Genomic DNA, 16,055 nt, shown 5'->3' on the forward strand with positions numbered 1-16,055 from the left:
AAATCTATTCGATTTTGGTTAGTACGATGGACCATTGGCCAGAGAGGTTATCATCTTCCTCATCCTGCACCGTTCCGCTTATGCTTGCTGTTCCAACGGTTAATTTTTGTAACAACGCCGTAGGCGTATCCTGCGATACCGAAAATCGTTCATTAGCGGTCTCAATGTACCATTGGCCATCTTCTTTCGTTGCGTTTCCAATTAGGGTCACTTCAGCTTTTTTTGCCGAAAAACCGTTCTTTTTTACCTCTTCCTGAATGCTACGTAATTTAAGTCCGTTCTCGGCAGCCAATCCCATATATGCCTTTCCGTCATTGAGGCTGACACGCACTTCCTGAAGCCCATCCATCTTTTTCAGTCCCCGCTCTAGGCCATAGGCGCAAGGGGCGCAATCCATTCCATAAACTTCTTGGTCAACTTTGGTAATTTGCCCCGATGCTGTGCCAATTCCGAATAGACCTATCATCATAATTCTAAATATATTTCTCATTTTATACATTTTTAAAATTCTTGCTTTATAACCAATAGCTTAAGTTTATGGCCAATCGATACCTTTCTTTCACTGCCCCAAGTGTCAAGTCCTGTACGACCGGAAACATCGCACCGAACGATATTCCCCAAGCGCCATATAGTCCAAGAAAAGAGGGCCCGACCAGTATTTTTGTACTGCGCGAATCTGTAAAGTCCATTTGCCCCTCAAATTTATTGTCGCCAGGGAATTCGGCCAATGATTCTATGAAAATGCGCCAATCGGGCTTTGGGTAATCGCCCATAAATATATTGGGGCGATACCCCACTACCGCACTGGCGTAGGGCAGGTCGCCCAATTGTTCGCCACCTTTCTCAAAATAATATTGGTATCCGCCACCGATCCATCCATACCAAGTGCGCGAGGCATAGCCCGTTGAAATGGCCGCGTGTACCGAGTTGCCCACATTGGCCTGTCCCCTGACATCATCCGTCGGCGCAGAAACGCCCACGATGGCGGTGGACTCAAAGCGTTTTCCAACCCCAAAGGCGTTCGAGAAAAACCGGTACCAAAGGGAAGCCTCAATATCCCCGTTGGCGGGCATATTGCTGTTGCCCCGTGTCCTCGGTGCATCACCCAACCTTTCTATCATCGTGGGGGTGGTCAGGTTTATCTGCAGGTCTTCCGTAATGCCATAGGAAAACAGATAGCGGAGCATATAGGACGTTTCGGTCTCCGTACTTAGGCTCATTCCCGCCACGTTCAAATCGACCCCACCTTTGGCAAGGGTCGGTGTCTGAAGCCCATAGAGTGGGCCGTGGCCTTGGGCCATCGCCGATCCTGATATGGCCAATAACAATATCAATTTGAGATAGGGAATGTTCAATGATATTTTAGGGAATACTTTGTTAATCATACTCAAACACATTATAATTAGGATTGTCCGATTCCCGCTTCTACCAATTTCACTTCGGTGATAGCCGAATCCTTACAGCATTCCAAGAGCTCACCGTTCACTACCACAGCGGGAACTTTCTTTATGCCATATTCATCCATCTTATCAAGACAGGTCTTGTCTTCACATTGCTTGACCAAATCATATGTGGTTACCTCACATTTATCGCAGGCCATTTCCTTTATCATTTTGACCACTGGGTCACAGACCGGACAATTGGCCGTAAAAACTTCTACTTGACGTTTCATATTTCTGTTTTTTAACTATTTAAAATTTCTTTACGCGTCATTGAATTCAAACAACGAATCAAAGGTAGATTGGTGGGTAGGGTGGTCTCCAAATAAAATTTCAAAAAAATGGCCCGCGTCGTGCAGGCCATCAAATCGGTTGTGATTGCGGGGGTCAAGCATTTTTGTGGTTTTCGAGCTTGGCCTTTAGTGCATCTATCTCCCTCATCTTTTCCGTTAGGCTGTCCAATTCCAAATCTGGAAACTGTTTTCTTATAAATTCGATACGGCCTTCATTGCCACAGTTTCCAGGGCAGGCTTCGACAGTTTCAGATATTTTTATGGCCAAAGCTTTTCGATAAACTTCGTCCAGTAACAGAAAATGAGCTTTATCCAATCCTTTCTGTGCTGCCTTGAACTGTATTAAAATCTTCTCTGGGTCTGTATCTTCATCGAGCATTTTAATGAGGCCACCAATTTGCCCATTGATACTTTGCAACCTCTTTTTTATGTCCTTGCTTAAATCTCGTGGTATCATCGATTTTAAAATTTTGGCAATATATAATTGTACTGGGGGTGCTCTACAAATTTATCCCGAAATTATTCAACAACAACCAGAGCCTTCTTGTATTGGTGGGCAGACTACCGTCCCATAAGAGCAAAAGACACAGCAATCGCCTTCCTTTGGTCTTAATATTTGATTGCAGTTTTCGCATTCATAGAAAAACTGACAGGCCGTTGTTGGCATTTCCTCCTCTTTCGTATGTCCACATTCGGGACAGGTAATGGTTGAATTTAAAAGGATTCTCTCGTAGTCCATATTATTTTTTCTGAAACAGGTTATAAATAAAATTTTGCTCTGTTTTAAAAGGGGTTTTATGAATTTTTTCAAAGGATTCCAATAGGGTGAAATCTACTTTAAACAATTCCTTTAGTTTTTCAGGAGAATATTGGGCAATCTCCAATCCACTACATCTTTTTGGGCCGGTGGTCGAAAAAGTTGCCAGTATAAAATACGCTCCCGTCTTAAGGGAACGACCTAGTATGTCAATATACTTTAAGATATCTTCTTCCCGTGTGAAGAAATGAAAAGTAGCCCGGTCGTGCCATAACTCAAAGTCTTGGGTCGGTTCAAAATTCAATATGTCCGAATTTATCCACTGCACCTTTGTGGCTGACTTGCCTAATTTTGATTTGGTACGCTGAAGTGCATTTTCTGAAATATCAAGAATGGACAGGTTGTTATAGCCATTTTTCAACAAATGACTGATAAGGTTTGAGTTCCCCCCGCCAATATCAATAATTGAACTATCTTTGGGTAAGTCAAGGGAAGCTATAATATCCAATGAAGTCGAGGGTTTCCCTTCAAACCAACTTACTTCTTCATCACTTTTTCCGGTATAAACCTCTTCCCAGTGCTTTTTAGTGTATTCATCACTTTTCATAAATTTTGATATTTTGTTAAAGCATATAGGGAATATCCGAGGATAATGTTGGATAAGAAAAAATCATAGTCCTTAAATCGTTGATCCTCATCTTGGTCTTTATCGCTATTGCGAACAAATTGATGGTTTCCTCGGCGTTGGGACCAATTAAATGTGCTCCCAGTATCGTATGATCTTCTTTATCGACAATAGTCTTAAAGGCATATTCCTTAACATTCAACCGCTCTGCGTTGAACCAATTGCCCACCTCGTTATAATTGACCTGATATTCGATTTTTTGTGATTTGGCCTCTGCCTCGGTCAGACCTACGGCTGCTAATGTTGGCAAAGTGAAAACTACGGAGGGCATAGGTGGATAGCTCACTTTTTTCGTGTTCCCCTTGATGATATTCGAAGCTACAATATGTCCTTCCATAACGGCAACAGGTGTCAGGGGCAGTCCTTTTGAATCTGCCGCATCTCCGGCCGCATAAACATTTGGGTTCGATGCGCTTTGAAGATATTCGTTGACGGCAACCCCTTCTTTTGAAAAGGATATTCCGGACTTGTCCAGCTCCAAATCAAAAATTGCAGGCGGGCGACCGGCCGAATTGAAAACGGTTTCCGTTCTAAATGTCATTTCTTTACCGTCGGTAGTTCCTTTAACTGTATAGTGGTTATCTCTCTTTTCGATTTTAGAAACCTCGGTCGCTAGAACCAGTTTTATTCCCAATTCCTTCGTGGCATTTATCAAGTGTACTACAATATCCTGTTCAAAGTTTTCCAAAGGTCGTTTGCCCCTATGTACAATAGTTACATCGGCACCACAACGGGCGGCGATATGTGCAAATTCAAAGGCGATGTAACCTCCGCCAATAAAGAGCAGGGATTTGGGTAGCTCCTTTAAATTGAGGAAATCGGTACTCGAAAGTGCCAAGTACCCACCTTCAAAATCCAGTACCCTTGGTTTTGCGCCCGTTGCAATCACAATCTTGTCGGCTTCGATAGTATCTGTTCCCAACTGTAGGGTATTTTTGGACAGAAATTTTGCCGAAGAATGATAGGTGTCTATATCATTATGCCTGTATCCTTTTTCTATTTTGGGCGGCATTGCATCCACAAAGGATTGTTTGAAGGCCATAATATCCCGCCAATTGACATTGGGAACCGTATCGATACCCTTATCCTTTAAGCGTATTGCAAAATCCCTTACTTCTGTCGCACCGATGATTACCTTTTTGGGGTCGCAACCTCTTAGCGCGCAGGTTCCACCGTAGGGCAGTTCGTCAGTAATGCCTACCTTAAGGCCTTTGGAAGCACATTTATTGGCAATGGTCATCCCTGCCATCCCGGAACCGATAACAAAAACATCGTACTTTTTCATCTACTCGTTTTCTTTGTTTTCACCATCGATTACTTTATAACCTGTGCTGTTTATCGCTTTTTGGATTGCGGCCAAATCGGTTTTGGTCTTATCATATTCCACTAGGGTATTCGCACCTTCGTAACTGGCCTTGACGGATAATATGCCATCCAATTTGTTGACCTCGCTCTCTACGTGGGCTTCACACCCTGCGCAGGTCATTCCCTCAACATTAAACGTGTGCTTTACAATATTGGATTGCGAGACATAGACAATGTCCTTACTCGGCTGTGCATAAAACATATTGGAGTAATATGGAAACGCCAGCATCAATCCCGCGAAAACCGTAACTATTAAAAGAAAGCTTTTGGATTGCCAAAAGGAGGGTTTTGTATCATCCTCACAGGTACAGTCAATTTCCTCCTGTGTTTTTGGTCGTAGTTTCTGGTACCAGGCAAAGACCAATACGAGTATAGTGCTGCTGATAAGATAAGGCCGAAATGGTTCCACCCAAGAAAACGTGGATGCGATTCCACTGGTTCCTGCAATCAAAGCCAAAACCGGGGTTATACAACATATTGATGCCGCCATGGCCGTCAATATTCCTGCGTAGGCTACCTTGTTCGAGGTTTTTCCTGTTTCCATTTTATGCTACCTTTTTATTTTTCTGAATTTTAATAAACACATTTTCCAATATTTCGTTATGATTCTGGACCAATGAATAATACAGGGTTTGCCCTTCACGTCTCGAAACAATCAGTCCCACATCCTTCATTTTACGTATGTGCTGTGAAATTGCGGGCACGCTCATTTCAAGTATATCGGCAAAATCACAGGGACAAAGCTCACCTTCCTCATATAACAGGAATAATATCTTTAACCGTGTTTCGTTACCGGCCAGCGCGAGTATTTTGCTGATTTCGGAAATTGCCTCTGAGTTTGTTCCTAAGGTTTCGCGACAACGCATTAGTTGCTTTTGGTCGGCCTCGGCGCGTGTACAACTTAATTCAAGTGCCATAGTACTGTTTTTGACAAAGATATATTAATATAATTATTTAAGCAAATACTTAAATAATACTATCCATCGATGCTCTTTTAAAATCACACCTTACTTAAGTACATTCTACCCGGTATGAAATCAAAGCAGCTTTGTAGAATATTTTATTAAAAATAGGTGCTGAATCCAAAATACCATGTAGCGGTTCTTGAGGATGGATTGTTGAGAATATCATGTTGCCACTGGTATCTGTAGTTAATCCTTAGAACGGTCTGTGGTGCGGGCCTAAAGCTTATTGCAGGTGTAATTGCGAATAAATCATCCCCAATATTCGTATTGGTCTGGGCAAACCTGCCAATGTTGTAATCCACATAATCCGTTCTGAGCGATAGATTGAGTATGGCATCTTCCCAGTCCAATACTGCGGTACTTAGTATCGGTTGAACAATGTCCACAAAAAAACCAACTTGCCGATCACCAAATTGCTGCGTAAAAGTGTCCGGAACATCGACCCATATGTAGGCCATCTCACCGATAAACCTTGTCCCCGTTTTTTTAATGGCAGTATTTAAATCCAGGGCAAGAACATCTACCCTTCTTGATTTTGTATCAACCTGAAGCCCATCAACTTCTTTCCTGTTGTATGCCCCGCCCATATAGGAAATGCCCAATTCTCCTAATTTTCTGTGCTTGATGGCGAACTTTCCATTGAGGAGCGCATTGCCGCTAAAATTCTCCTCGAAACGCGAGGAATTCTCCTTGACTGCGGCCAAAAATGTCCTTTCTTCCTCATTATCTATAATGCTTGTATCAAAGCCATTGGTGAGGTATGCTTCATAGCCCAAGGTCCAAGCTCCCTTATATGCCTTTCCATATATACCAAATCCGGCATTGGAGAAAGTGGCGGGCAACAAATTGGTGCTGACATCTGGCCGCTCGACAAACTCCCATTTTGGTCCGTCGTGATTTTGATTAAAGGATCCTATTGGATTCAGTACGATGCCTCCCCTAAGGTTCAACAAGGGGTGCAAGGCAATGTCCATTGAGGCGAATTCAATGGCAATTTCCTCTGTCCCGTTTTCAAATTCCAGTTCGGTCAAGAACTTAATGCGCTTTGAAATGGACGCCGAAACGAAAAGGGTCAATCTTCGGGCCTGAAAAGAAAGCCCCTCCGACAATCCGTCCTCAATACTGTAGATTGAGTTCGCCTCAAGATAACCACCAAGATTGACTGGAAATTTATCGAAAGTCAAAAACGGACGGTCATAAACCGCATCCATATTCATGGATTCCCGAATACTGTCCCTATCGATGGTTTGCGAGCTAAGGGTTAAAACGCAGACGTTCATTAAGACAAAGGCCACATATATTTTACCGGACATGCACATAGATATTCTCATAATCGGTGGTTATTTCAAATGATTCTAGGTTTTCTTCGGCCGGCCCTTCTAAAACCCTGCCTGAACGGTCGAACTCACTGCCATGACATGGACAGTTGAATATGCCGCCGCCAATGTTGAGTTCACAGCCCCTATGGGTACATTGCATCAAACTGGCCAGATAATTACTGTTTTGTGTTTTGAATATTCCGATCGGATATCGCATGGAATCGCTCTGGATGACTACGAAATCACGTTCAATCTGCTTTCCCCCTTTCACCTGTTGAAACTCACCCTTTGAAATTCGTAGCACTCTCCCTTCTTCAACAAAGGAAGCATAATACAGGCCTGCGCAACTACTGAGCAAAGCGGAAGAAGCTGGCAGGACTGCAATCAGATATCCAAATTGTTTAATAAAATCTTTTCTATGCACCTATAGGGAATTAATGAATTTTATCAGTTGTGATTTTTCTTTTGGGGTCAGGGACAAATACCGGGCTTTTGAATTATCGGCCTCACCGCCGTGCAATTCAATTGCCTCTTCAATGCTCGAAGCCCTTCCATCATGTAACAGGAACATTTGCCCGCCTTGGGAATTGGCCGATAAACCGATTCCCCACAGCGGTGGGGTTCTCCATTCAGAAGTCCCGACATTTCCTTCGGTGAATCCATCATCCAATTCAGGCCCCATGTCATGTAACAACAAATCCGTGTAGGGATGAAATTCCTTAAGGGATAACGATTCAATTGGGGAAAATCCTGTGGTCAACGTGGGTGTGTGACAGACAGCACATTGTACAGATTCAAAGAGTTCTTTCCCAGCAATTACATCGGGGTCTGTTTGATTTCTGGGAATTGGTGCTTTTAAGGTTTTAAGGTAGAAAACGACATCGTTCAAGGTCTGGGTGCTTATTTCAGGATCCTCTTCAAGTCCACTGAACGGGTCTATAGGGTCATAAAGGGATGTAATTCCTATGTCCTGGTTATATGCGCTGACGCTTTGGTGCAACAAATCATAACTACCCGCTTTCTTTCCAAACCTGAAGATATAATTGTTTCCCTGGGGAACACTATTATTCCGAATCTTGGTGAATTCAGGAGGAATATTGTAGTGAGGCCTTCCACTAATGCCGTCCTGATTTTCATCAGAAGGGTCTGCGTGAGCCAAAATATCCGCATCAGAGACAGCATCCAACAAACCCAATCCCGTCACCGCCGGAGCGACCAAAATGGAAAATGGGAAGCCTTCCGGCACGGTCTCCGGTTCAAAACCCGGTATGGCTTTATTTTGAATCTGGTTCCTGCCATCACCAAAGGATAACATCGAGGGTATGGTCAAATCATTGTTACCAAACCTAATAAGTTGATTAAATGGGTGACCTTTTCCATCCCCTGAATGGCAACTTGCACAGCTGGTGCCAACAAACAAGGGACCAAGGCCTTTTTCAACGGTAAAAACATCATCGTTAAAGGCAATATCCCCGGCTAAAAAACGCTGTTGCTCACTAACGGACAATCCATCCAACGGCCCATCCAATAACTCAAACTCCATAGGTTCTTCGGGGCCGAAATTTTCACAGCCAAGTAGAGCGATTAAGGACAGACCAATGTAAAATTGAATAATTTTAGGCATTGCTATATTTATATTTTTGTAAATATAAATATATTTTTAGTTTAGTCTAAATTTATTTATAGTAATTTATCAAGAAAGAAGTGTTTACATCTTAAAAGGGTTGTTGATTTAATTATGCAAATCCCGTACTGTGGGAAATTGTGCGTTGGTCAGAATGAAAATTTATATTTCGATACTTACTATTCCTAAGTCCACTTCATCTTCTGCAATCGAACCGCATTGAATATTGCCAATAACGCTACTCCCACATCGGCAAATACGGCCTCCCACATTGTGGCAAGTCCACTAGCTTCCAGAATGAGCACGATAATTTCGCGTAGTAAGCGAAAACTAATATTTACTAGAGCACATAAGTAGAAGGGCTACTTAACTATCAGCAATGGGGCCTTGGAGGCATACAGCATTTTTTTTCTTAGCCCCTTTTTGAAAACTGCCTCAAAAAATCCGTGTTCCCTGTAAAGCAAAACCAATAGGTCTATTGGGGTTTCAGTCAAAAATTCATCGATACCCTCTTCGGGTTTGCCTTCCTCGATAACTGTAAAAGACCATTGATTAGGTACAAGAAGTTTGCCAAATCTTTCACGAATAAATGCTTTCTCCGGCACCCTTTCCTGTTTGTCCGCTATATGTACAAAGTGCAATTGTGCATTATAGTTTTCCAATAATTTGGACAACATTTCAAAATCTATTCTATTATCCATACTATCCGTATCCACTGCGACCCCGATACGCTTATATGCAGTATAGCTGGCATCTTCAGGTACGGCCAGTACTGGACAAGGTGCCTTTTGTGTCACCTTTTCGGTAACGGTTCCAATAAAAATTTCATCAAATCCCGAAGCCGTACCCTTGGTACCCATAACGACAAGACTGGTATTTATTTCCTTAGCTAGGCCAGAAATCACATCGACCGTTGCCCCGAAACCGATCATTGCTTGAAATTCCAACTTGTCCAGTTCAGGAAAGCCTCTTAGAAACTTATCCAATTTTTCTTTATTGATTTTTTCTTGTGATGCTGTGGTATCTGTTACATTGTGTGCCATAGTTGCCATCCCGATGGGCGTACCGGATGGATATGCCACTGAATAGGCGTGGACAAAAACCAGTTTTGATTTCAATTTTTGTGCTAGCCCAATAGCATAGCTCACCGCATTTTCTGAAACCTCTGTGAAATCTACAGGTATTAAAATTCCGTCATCTTTCATATCATTTTGTTTTTATTGATTTGACTTCATTAATCTTTCTTTTTAGGTTTAATTATTCAATTGAAAAGCAGGTAAAAACCATATAGAATTGCATCTAGAAAGGCAATTGTCAGCACCGCAAGGAACATTGCCACAAAAACCAACAGGCAATACGCTTTCTCCTTTCTGGTTCTCACTTTTTTGTTTATTGAATTACCCTTTTTTTCCTCTAGTCTCCGCTTTCTCCTTTCCCGTGACATAATGTACTGTGCTTTACTTAAATTAACGCACCAATGCTATCCCCTAAGGTCATAAAACCATTCTTCTGCACGTTTGATTCCCTCCGTAATGGCCTTCTCACGAGAATACCCATTCTCCTTTACCAATTCTTGCGCAATTTTGAGGGCCTTCTTCCGAACTGACGGCTGTAGGCCATCAAGCTTTGTTTTGAAATCTTCAAATGTCCAGTCCATATTCTATACTTTTTTTAGAGCTTTCGCCCTTCCATCTCTGCTTTTACAATACCGCGTTCAAGGGCTTCCTCCTTGGAGCATTGGTTTGTTATATAGTATTCTTCAGCATACTTTACGGCCAATTTGTGGATGTTTTCATCCAGCATATTGAGCCTCATCGAGCAATCTTTAAAAAGTTCCTTTTTCATCTATCAAAAAGTTTCAACACGAAAAAAACCATGACCAGTAAATAGGCGACATAGGCAGCATCAAACACAAAAATTTGCCAACGAGAGAAACCGTGCAGTTCCTTGCTTTGATGCACAAATAGTGTGTAAAGCAGCGGCATAAGCCCGACAAAGGCCAGGTTGACCCAGAACAGTTCAAAATCCTCAATGGGGGTGGTTACCAACGCCAGCGGAAAAAATGCCACCGTCATCGTTACGGCATTGTCCGCTATAACACTGGTGGTACCCGCAGTCACCTCTCCCCCTTTTACCACGCTCCAGGTCTTGAATATTTCCGGTGCGGTGGTCATTATGCCCGTGATGAAAAGGCCTCCCACGATTTCAGAAATATTTAGGGCAGAAACAATATTTTCGGTCGCCTTCACTATGAAAAATGCTCCGACTGCTATGGCCAAGGCCCCGGCAATCGATAACCAGACCTGTTTTTTGTTCCATTCTACTTTTTTGCCCTTTTCCTTGCCTTTTATGATTGCGTGAGTCAAAAAGGCAGCATAAGCGACCAGCATAATCCACCCGTCTATTGGTTGTAGCCCGCGCCAGGGCTTTGGCAAGGTCAAAATGGCCACAAGGGCGATAATGCCCAAGTATGGAAGGGACAGTACGGAAACCGAACGTTTGTTCAATGCCAGAACGTTTTTATCAAGATGCTCTTGATGTTCCTTGTTGTTCTTGAACTGTTTCCGGGAAGCAAAATAAGCTATGGTCACCATTAAGGGAATGGAAATAATATTGGAACCCAACAAATTTCCCAGGCCAATATTGGAGACTCCCCGAGCTGCACTGGTAATATTTATGGCAACTTCAGGGCTTGCCGTTACAAAGGCAAGAAAAGCGGCTCCAGCGGAAGCGGTAAGGCCCCATTGCTTGCGGAGCAACTTTAAAGGGGTCAACAATCGATCCGCACCCCAGTGTGCTGCCCAGGCCGCTAGGCCCAAAACGAGTACCCATAGCCAACTGTTCATAATTCTGTCATTTTAACATTTCTCTCTTTGCTAGGTTCGATATGGATGTGCACGTCAAGTATCTCGGAATATGACCTGAACAATCTCTCCTTTACTTTGTGTGCAATATCATGGCCCTCGGTCACAGTTAATTCCCCATCGATCCAAATATGCATATCGATATGAAAGGCCGTTCCCATCTTTCGGGAATGGCAGCGCTCTACCCTTACCACTTCAGGAACGGCTTCGGCCTGTCGGATAACCTCATTTCGAAATTCGGGCTCAACAGCTTCGTCCAGCAACTCCCTTACCGATGACCTAGCTATTTTATAGGCATTGAACAGAATAATGCCCGCTGCAATGAGTGCCGCGAAATCATCCGCTATCTCAAACCCTTCGCCACCGATCAATGCTATGGAAATACCTATAAAAGCGGCTATCGACGTAATGGCATCACTCCTATGGTGAAATGCATCGGCCTTGACGGCCGAACTATTGATTTCATCACCTGTTTTCATGACATAACGATACAACGCCTCTTTCGTGAGGACAACAAATACCAGTATGAAGAGTGTGAAGGGTGCAGGAGTTTTGTGGGGTACCAGAATATGGTCGATGCTGTCCCTTATGATTATACCACCTGCAATGGTTAGGGCTATAGCAATACCCACCGCCACCAGGGCCTCTATCTTACCGTGTCCGTAGGGATGGTTTTCATCCGGTGGCCTTGACGACCATTTCAACCCGGCCCATAATAGTGCGGATGTCAGCACATCCGCCCCGGATTCGATCGCATCGGCAATAAGGGCATAAGAATGCCCGAACACCCCGCCCAAACCTTTGATCAATGCCAATAATGCACTGATCAAAATACCTACGAGGGTAGTTTTGAGTCCTATTCGGGATATGGCATTTGGATTCCTTTCCAAAATCTTTCTTTTGCTATTTCTTTTCTTCCCAATACGTTATTTGGACAATTTTAAAATTCTAATGGCTCCTCGCATCACAAAGGCAAATACAATACCGCCTATGACCAAATCGGGCCATTTACTGTCTAAAAAATAAACCAGCACCCCTGCCAGTATTACCCCGCCGTTCACAATAATGTCGTTTGAGGTAAAGATGGCACTTGCCTGCATATGCGCTTCCTTGCTTTTGGCCTTGTTTATCAGCCATAGGGAAACGAGGTTGCCGATAAGGGCGAAAATGGAAACGATTATCATCCATTGGAACAAAGGGGTTTCACTACTGCTCAAAAACCTTCTCAGGACTTCCGAAAATCCCAGCAGGGCCAAGGCCATTTGAAAATAGCCACTGAACTTCGCCACTTTCTTTTTTCTGGAAATAGCGCCGCCTACGGCAAAAAGGCTCAACGCGTACACAATGGAATCGGCTAGCATATCTAGTGAATCCGCAATAAGGCCCATCGAGGAAGAAATCCAACCCGTGGTCATTTCGATAACGAAAAACCCAAAATTGATGTACAAGACCCACCAGAGTATCTTCTTTTGTTTGGTCTCGTCTTCGGCAATAGGTGTTTCCGCCTTTTCTGTTCCCAAAAGTTTTTCCCCCAGCTTTAATGCACCCAATTCCACGTTTATTTCTTGGGCATTCCCCTGATGGTACACATCCAACTTTCTATTCGGAATGTCAAAGTCCAGATATTTGATTTGAGGGTTTGACTCCAGTTTCATCCTTATCATCTGTTCTTCTGAAGGGCAATCCATTTGACTTACCTTAAAAGTGGTTTTGTTTATGGTGGACATTTAAATAATCTGTATTAAATTCTACGTTTGGTCTTTTCACTCTTTACTTATTATGGGATTCCATATATTTTTCCAAAATCGATTTTAAGCTCTCCAAATAATCAGCGAACGATTTAATGGTCGGTTTTGCTTCATCATCTACGGGAATCGTTATGGGGTTCTCATCCAAATACCGATAGAGTTCGGGATATTCGTGTTCAATCCTTACTGTCAATTCGTTGATTTCCTGGGTTAGCTTTTGAATTTTCTTCATCATCTTATATTTTATATGGTATTACTTGCCCCAATATTTATATATGCAATGCCCTATCTTCGGTAGCGGCCAGAAAGGCTTCCTTAAAGGTTTCTGAAAATGTGGGATGCCAATGGGGCATCCGTGCGATATCCTCTGCCGCTGCCCTGAATTCCATTATCGCCAAAACACAAACCAATAATTGTTATATCATATTTTTCTATAGTTGTATTTTTTTGGTTAAATAAGGTGGAAGAACCTTGAACTTGACTCTTGGGCGCAAGGGTTCAAAGTTCTGGAACTCCCACCTGTTATTTTTTCTTACATTTCACGCATATTCCTTTTAATACCAGGTTGACATCGTTTATTTTATAATCAGCTGGTAAACTTTCTTCCGGTATTTTATTTGGCAAACAGATTGTTTTCTTACATTCGGTACAATGAAAGTGCAGATGTAAATCTGAACCGTATTCACCTTTTGCATTTTCACCGGAAATCGCAAATTTTGCCACTCCGGTTCCATCATTTATCTGATGAATAAGTCCTTTATCCTCAAAAATCTTAAGGTTGCGATAAAAGGTCGTTCTGTTTGCTGTCTTATTGGTTTCGCTCTTTTCAGCAAAGACCTTTTTCAAGTCGGAAAAGGACACGGCACTTTGCTTCCTTCTCAGATACCTGTATATCTTGGACCTCATTTGAGTAGGGCGAATACCGTAATTCGACAATATTTTTTCCGTTTTGTTCATTTTTAACCTTGATTCAAAGGCAATCTCCTTTATTGAATTTATTTTTTGTAGGCGAGCAAACGCAATGCATTGACCACCACTACCAACGTAGAGCCCTCGTGAATGGCCACGGCTATCCCTATACTTGCCCAACTCATAATTGTCGCAGGAATTAAAAGGGCAACAACCCCCAAGCTAACCCATAAGTTTTGCTTGATTATCGCCTTCGCTTTTCTGCTTAAACCGATGGCAAAAGGCAAGGTTTCCAGTTTGTCTGCCATTAGTGCTATATCTGCGGTTTCTAAAGCCACGTCGCTTCCCGCCGCACCCATTGCAATACCAACGGTACTGTTTGCCATAGCAGGGGCATCATTGACCCCATCACCTATCATTGCCAGTTTATTTTCCTGTTCCGCAAGTTTTTTGATGGCCTCCACTTTTTCTTCGGGAAGCAGACTTCCGCGAGCTTCGGTCAACCCAATTTCCTCGGCTACGGCATCTGCCACTTTCTGGTTGTCGCCCGTAAGCATTATCATTTTCTTGATGCCTATTTCCTTTAGTTGGGCAAGGGTTTCCTTGGCTTTTTCCCGTGGGGTGTCCATCAGCCCCAGCATCCCTATAAATTCATTGCCCCTTTTTATTAGCATCGTGGTCTTTCCTTCCCCTTCAAGCGCTCTTACCTTTTCTGATACATCGTCGGGTACGCCCTTATCAATATCCTCGAAGAGTTCCAGGTTACCAATGTAAATGGAATTCCCTTGATAGTTTGCCTTTATGCCCTTGCCCTGTACGGCCTCCAAATCATCGGCATCCGGAATCTTTGTGTCCTTCCCGAGCCGTTCCATTCCGTCCCGTACAACTGCCTTTGCCAGGGGGTGGTCGCTCAGTTCCTCAACCGCAATCGCGATTTCCAACAGTTCCTTTTTATCTATACTGCCAAAACTTTCGACGTCGGTAAGCTTTGGTTTTCCTTCGGTAAGCGTTCCTGTCTTGTCAAAGGCCAATGCGGTAAGCACCCCTAAATCTTCCAATGGGCGACCGCCTTTTATCAAGACCCCGCCACGCGCAGCCCTTGCCACACCACTCAATACAGCAGATGGCGTCGAAATGGCGAGCGCGCACGGACTTGCAGCTACCAATACCGCCAAGGAACGGTATAGGCTTTCGCTCCACGGTTCATCGATGACCAAAAAAGCAAAATTCAGTGCAACGACCAGTATAATGACCGCTGGCACATAGTACCGCTCAAACTTGTCGGTCAACAACTGGGTGGGCGATTTCTGGTCTTGAGCCTCCTGAACCATAGTGACCAAGCGGTTGAGGGTAGAATCTTTTGCCTCTTTGATTACCTTTATTTCAAGGGTATTGTTGCCATTGATGGTTCCTGAAAATACACGGTTCTCATTGGGAATATTGCTTTTTGAGGTATACTCTTTGTCCGGATTTTCTATTGGTGTTTTGTCCACCGGAACGCTTTCCCCGGTAATGGGTGCCTGGTCAACACTACTGTTACCTTTTACAATTACACCATCGGCGGATATCTTGCTGTTGGGGCGCACCACGATGATGTCGCCCACCTGTAGTTCTTCAATACCCACTTCAACGGTATCGTCATCTTTCTTGAGAAGGGCTGTTTTTGGGGCGAGGTCGGTCAGTGCCGCAATGGACTTTTTTGCCTTGCCCATTGCATAGTTTTCCAATGCGTGACCCAGACTAAAAAGGAAAAGCAACAAGGCACCTTCTGCCCATTCGCCCAGATAGGCCGCCCCCGCAGCCGCGACCAGCATCAGGAAATCGATTTCAAATTCGCCCTTGGCCACTTTGCTAATAGCTTCCTTCAGGGTAAAATAACCTCCAAAAAAGTAGGCCGCAATATAGAGTCCAAAAGGAATGTTTTCTGAAACCCCTGTAAATTTCTCCAATAGGAAACCTGTTATTAGTGTGACCCCACTTAATATAGCAAAATAGAGTTCGGTGTTTTTGCCGAAGATGCCACCGTGGTCGTGATTGTGGCCATCGTCATTACTATGTTTTTCCTTGTCATTCATATTATTAATCGT

Annotated in this window: 22 protein-coding genes; all 22 read right to left on the reverse strand. The window is 43.4% G+C overall.

The window, feature by feature from the left end; translation table 11 throughout:
* Nucleotides 1-4 precede the first annotated feature (4 nt).
* On the reverse strand, nucleotides 5-490 hold the full coding sequence (locus tag J4E06_RS09660; RefSeq protein WP_067028999.1) for a heavy-metal-associated domain-containing protein: 486 nt from the start codon (nucleotides 488-490) through the stop codon (nucleotides 5-7).
* A gap of 25 nt (nucleotides 491-515) precedes the next feature.
* The gene (locus J4E06_RS09665) at nucleotides 516-1,385 is read right to left on the reverse strand and encodes a hypothetical protein (RefSeq protein WP_083157918.1); all 870 of its coding nucleotides are present in this window, start codon (nucleotides 1,383-1,385) and stop codon (nucleotides 516-518) included.
* Nucleotides 1,386-1,402: 17 nt separating this feature from the next.
* Nucleotides 1,403-1,672, reverse strand: a complete 270-nt coding sequence (locus tag J4E06_RS09670) for a thioredoxin family protein (RefSeq protein WP_116183711.1) — start codon at nucleotides 1,670-1,672, stop codon at nucleotides 1,403-1,405.
* 154 nt (nucleotides 1,673-1,826) lie between these two features.
* Complete coding sequence (locus tag J4E06_RS09675; protein WP_067036917.1) at nucleotides 1,827-2,189, reverse strand: metal-sensitive transcriptional regulator; 363 nt, start codon at nucleotides 2,187-2,189, stop codon at nucleotides 1,827-1,829.
* Nucleotides 2,190-2,255: 66 nt separating this feature from the next.
* Nucleotides 2,256-2,471, reverse strand: a complete 216-nt coding sequence (locus J4E06_RS09680; protein ID WP_083158132.1) for a GDCCVxC domain-containing (seleno)protein — start codon at nucleotides 2,469-2,471, stop codon at nucleotides 2,256-2,258.
* A 1-nt stretch (nucleotide 2,472) separates the two neighbouring features.
* Nucleotides 2,473-3,096: a class I SAM-dependent methyltransferase gene (locus J4E06_RS09685; RefSeq protein WP_067036919.1), complete on the reverse strand. Its 624-nt coding sequence runs from the start codon at nucleotides 3,094-3,096 to the stop codon at nucleotides 2,473-2,475.
* A 16-nt stretch (nucleotides 3,097-3,112) separates the two neighbouring features.
* Nucleotides 3,113-4,459, reverse strand: coding sequence for a dihydrolipoyl dehydrogenase family protein (locus J4E06_RS09690; RefSeq protein WP_067036921.1), 1,347 nt, complete (start codon nucleotides 4,457-4,459; stop codon nucleotides 3,113-3,115).
* Nucleotides 4,460-5,083 carry a mercuric transport protein MerTP gene (gene merTP, locus J4E06_RS09695; protein WP_067036923.1) on the reverse strand — a complete coding sequence of 208 codons (624 nt, stop codon included), beginning with the start codon at nucleotides 5,081-5,083 and terminating at the stop codon, nucleotides 4,460-4,462.
* Nucleotide 5,084: 1 nt separating this feature from the next.
* Nucleotides 5,085-5,456, reverse strand: coding sequence for an ArsR/SmtB family transcription factor (locus J4E06_RS09700; RefSeq protein WP_067036925.1), 372 nt, complete (start codon nucleotides 5,454-5,456; stop codon nucleotides 5,085-5,087).
* A 146-nt stretch (nucleotides 5,457-5,602) separates the two neighbouring features.
* Nucleotides 5,603-6,835: a hypothetical protein gene (locus J4E06_RS09705; RefSeq protein WP_116183712.1), complete on the reverse strand. Its 1,233-nt coding sequence runs from the start codon at nucleotides 6,833-6,835 to the stop codon at nucleotides 5,603-5,605.
* Entirely contained in the window at nucleotides 6,807-7,247 is a 441-nt protein-coding gene (locus J4E06_RS09710) for a QcrA and Rieske domain-containing protein (protein ID WP_067036929.1), read from the reverse strand. The genes J4E06_RS09705 and J4E06_RS09710 overlap by 29 nt, the downstream gene beginning before the upstream one ends.
* Nucleotides 7,248-8,447 carry a di-heme oxidoredictase family protein gene (locus J4E06_RS09715; RefSeq protein ID WP_083158133.1) on the reverse strand — a complete coding sequence of 400 codons (1,200 nt, stop codon included), beginning with the start codon at nucleotides 8,445-8,447 and terminating at the stop codon, nucleotides 7,248-7,250.
* Between the two features lie 362 nt (nucleotides 8,448-8,809).
* On the reverse strand, nucleotides 8,810-9,652 hold the full coding sequence (locus J4E06_RS09720) for a universal stress protein (protein ID WP_067036932.1): 843 nt from the start codon (nucleotides 9,650-9,652) through the stop codon (nucleotides 8,810-8,812).
* Nucleotides 9,653-9,927: 275 nt separating this feature from the next.
* Complete coding sequence (locus J4E06_RS09725) at nucleotides 9,928-10,104, reverse strand: hypothetical protein (protein ID WP_162987829.1); 177 nt, start codon at nucleotides 10,102-10,104, stop codon at nucleotides 9,928-9,930.
* A gap of 14 nt (nucleotides 10,105-10,118) precedes the next feature.
* The gene (locus J4E06_RS09730; protein ID WP_166247885.1) at nucleotides 10,119-10,292 is read right to left on the reverse strand and encodes a hypothetical protein; all 174 of its coding nucleotides are present in this window, start codon (nucleotides 10,290-10,292) and stop codon (nucleotides 10,119-10,121) included.
* Complete coding sequence (locus J4E06_RS09735) at nucleotides 10,289-11,293, reverse strand: sodium:calcium antiporter (RefSeq protein WP_067036935.1); 1,005 nt, start codon at nucleotides 11,291-11,293, stop codon at nucleotides 10,289-10,291. Before J4E06_RS09735 ends, J4E06_RS09730 begins: the two co-directional genes overlap by 4 nt.
* Complete coding sequence (locus J4E06_RS09740) at nucleotides 11,290-12,201, reverse strand: cation diffusion facilitator family transporter (RefSeq protein WP_083158134.1); 912 nt, start codon at nucleotides 12,199-12,201, stop codon at nucleotides 11,290-11,292. The genes J4E06_RS09735 and J4E06_RS09740 overlap by 4 nt, the downstream gene beginning before the upstream one ends.
* A 36-nt stretch (nucleotides 12,202-12,237) precedes the next feature.
* Nucleotides 12,238-13,038: a cation efflux transmembrane domain-containing protein gene (locus tag J4E06_RS09745; RefSeq protein ID WP_067036940.1), complete on the reverse strand. Its 801-nt coding sequence runs from the start codon at nucleotides 13,036-13,038 to the stop codon at nucleotides 12,238-12,240.
* Between the two features lie 43 nt (nucleotides 13,039-13,081).
* Nucleotides 13,082-13,294: a hypothetical protein gene (locus J4E06_RS09750; RefSeq protein ID WP_229702480.1), complete on the reverse strand. Its 213-nt coding sequence runs from the start codon at nucleotides 13,292-13,294 to the stop codon at nucleotides 13,082-13,084.
* 34 nt (nucleotides 13,295-13,328) lie between these two features.
* Nucleotides 13,329-13,457, reverse strand: a complete 129-nt coding sequence (locus J4E06_RS09755; protein ID WP_258537667.1) for a hypothetical protein — start codon at nucleotides 13,455-13,457, stop codon at nucleotides 13,329-13,331.
* 124 nt (nucleotides 13,458-13,581) lie between these two features.
* Nucleotides 13,582-14,016, reverse strand: a complete 435-nt coding sequence (locus tag J4E06_RS09760) for a Fur family transcriptional regulator (RefSeq protein WP_067035967.1) — start codon at nucleotides 14,014-14,016, stop codon at nucleotides 13,582-13,584.
* A 38-nt stretch (nucleotides 14,017-14,054) separates the two neighbouring features.
* Nucleotides 14,055-16,043 carry a heavy metal translocating P-type ATPase gene (locus J4E06_RS09765; protein ID WP_067035970.1) on the reverse strand — a complete coding sequence of 663 codons (1,989 nt, stop codon included), beginning with the start codon at nucleotides 16,041-16,043 and terminating at the stop codon, nucleotides 14,055-14,057.
* Nucleotides 16,044-16,055 lie beyond the last annotated feature (12 nt).

Source organism: Allomuricauda sp. NFXS6 (assembly GCF_040148835.1).
Taxonomy (GTDB): Bacteria; Bacteroidota; Bacteroidia; order Flavobacteriales; family Flavobacteriaceae; genus Flagellimonas.

What these genes read in the sequence shown, in the direction of transcription:
- J4E06_RS09700 (WP_067036925.1), bottom strand. Translation starts at nt 5,456, where the DNA reads ATGGCACTTGAATTAAGTTGTACACGCGCCGAGGCCGACCAAAAGCAA.
- J4E06_RS09670 (WP_116183711.1), bottom strand. Translation starts at nt 1,672, where the DNA reads ATGAAACGTCAAGTAGAAGTTTTTACGGCCAATTGTCCGGTCTGTGAC.
- J4E06_RS09750 (WP_229702480.1), bottom strand. Translation starts at nt 13,294, where the DNA reads ATGATGAAGAAAATTCAAAAGCTAACCCAGGAAATCAACGAATTGACA.
- J4E06_RS09685 (WP_067036919.1), bottom strand. Translation starts at nt 3,096, where the DNA reads ATGAAAAGTGATGAATACACTAAAAAGCACTGGGAAGAGGTTTATACC.
- J4E06_RS09765 (WP_067035970.1), bottom strand. Translation starts at nt 16,043, where the DNA reads ATGAATGACAAGGAAAAACATAGTAATGACGATGGCCACAATCACGAC.
- J4E06_RS09675 (WP_067036917.1), bottom strand. Translation starts at nt 2,189, where the DNA reads ATGATACCACGAGATTTAAGCAAGGACATAAAAAAGAGGTTGCAAAGT.
- J4E06_RS09690 (WP_067036921.1), bottom strand. Translation starts at nt 4,459, where the DNA reads ATGAAAAAGTACGATGTTTTTGTTATCGGTTCCGGGATGGCAGGGATG.
- J4E06_RS09705 (WP_116183712.1), bottom strand. Translation starts at nt 6,835, where the DNA reads ATGAGAATATCTATGTGCATGTCCGGTAAAATATATGTGGCCTTTGTC.
- J4E06_RS09665 (WP_083157918.1), bottom strand. Translation starts at nt 1,385, where the DNA reads ATGATTAACAAAGTATTCCCTAAAATATCATTGAACATTCCCTATCTC.
- J4E06_RS09735 (WP_067036935.1), bottom strand. Translation starts at nt 11,293, where the DNA reads ATGAACAGTTGGCTATGGGTACTCGTTTTGGGCCTAGCGGCCTGGGCA.
- J4E06_RS09720 (WP_067036932.1), bottom strand. Translation starts at nt 9,652, where the DNA reads ATGAAAGATGACGGAATTTTAATACCTGTAGATTTCACAGAGGTTTCA.
- J4E06_RS09660 (WP_067028999.1), bottom strand. Translation starts at nt 490, where the DNA reads ATGAGAAATATATTTAGAATTATGATGATAGGTCTATTCGGAATTGGC.
- J4E06_RS09760 (WP_067035967.1), bottom strand. Translation starts at nt 14,016, where the DNA reads ATGAACAAAACGGAAAAAATATTGTCGAATTACGGTATTCGCCCTACT.
- J4E06_RS09680 (WP_083158132.1), bottom strand. Translation starts at nt 2,471, where the DNA reads ATGGACTACGAGAGAATCCTTTTAAATTCAACCATTACCTGTCCCGAA.
- J4E06_RS09725 (WP_162987829.1), bottom strand. Translation starts at nt 10,104, where the DNA reads ATGGACTGGACATTTGAAGATTTCAAAACAAAGCTTGATGGCCTACAG.
- merTP (WP_067036923.1), bottom strand. Translation starts at nt 5,083, where the DNA reads ATGGAAACAGGAAAAACCTCGAACAAGGTAGCCTACGCAGGAATATTG.
- J4E06_RS09715 (WP_083158133.1), bottom strand. Translation starts at nt 8,447, where the DNA reads ATGCCTAAAATTATTCAATTTTACATTGGTCTGTCCTTAATCGCTCTA.
- J4E06_RS09745 (WP_067036940.1), bottom strand. Translation starts at nt 13,038, where the DNA reads ATGTCCACCATAAACAAAACCACTTTTAAGGTAAGTCAAATGGATTGC.
- J4E06_RS09730 (WP_166247885.1), bottom strand. Translation starts at nt 10,292, where the DNA reads ATGAAAAAGGAACTTTTTAAAGATTGCTCGATGAGGCTCAATATGCTG.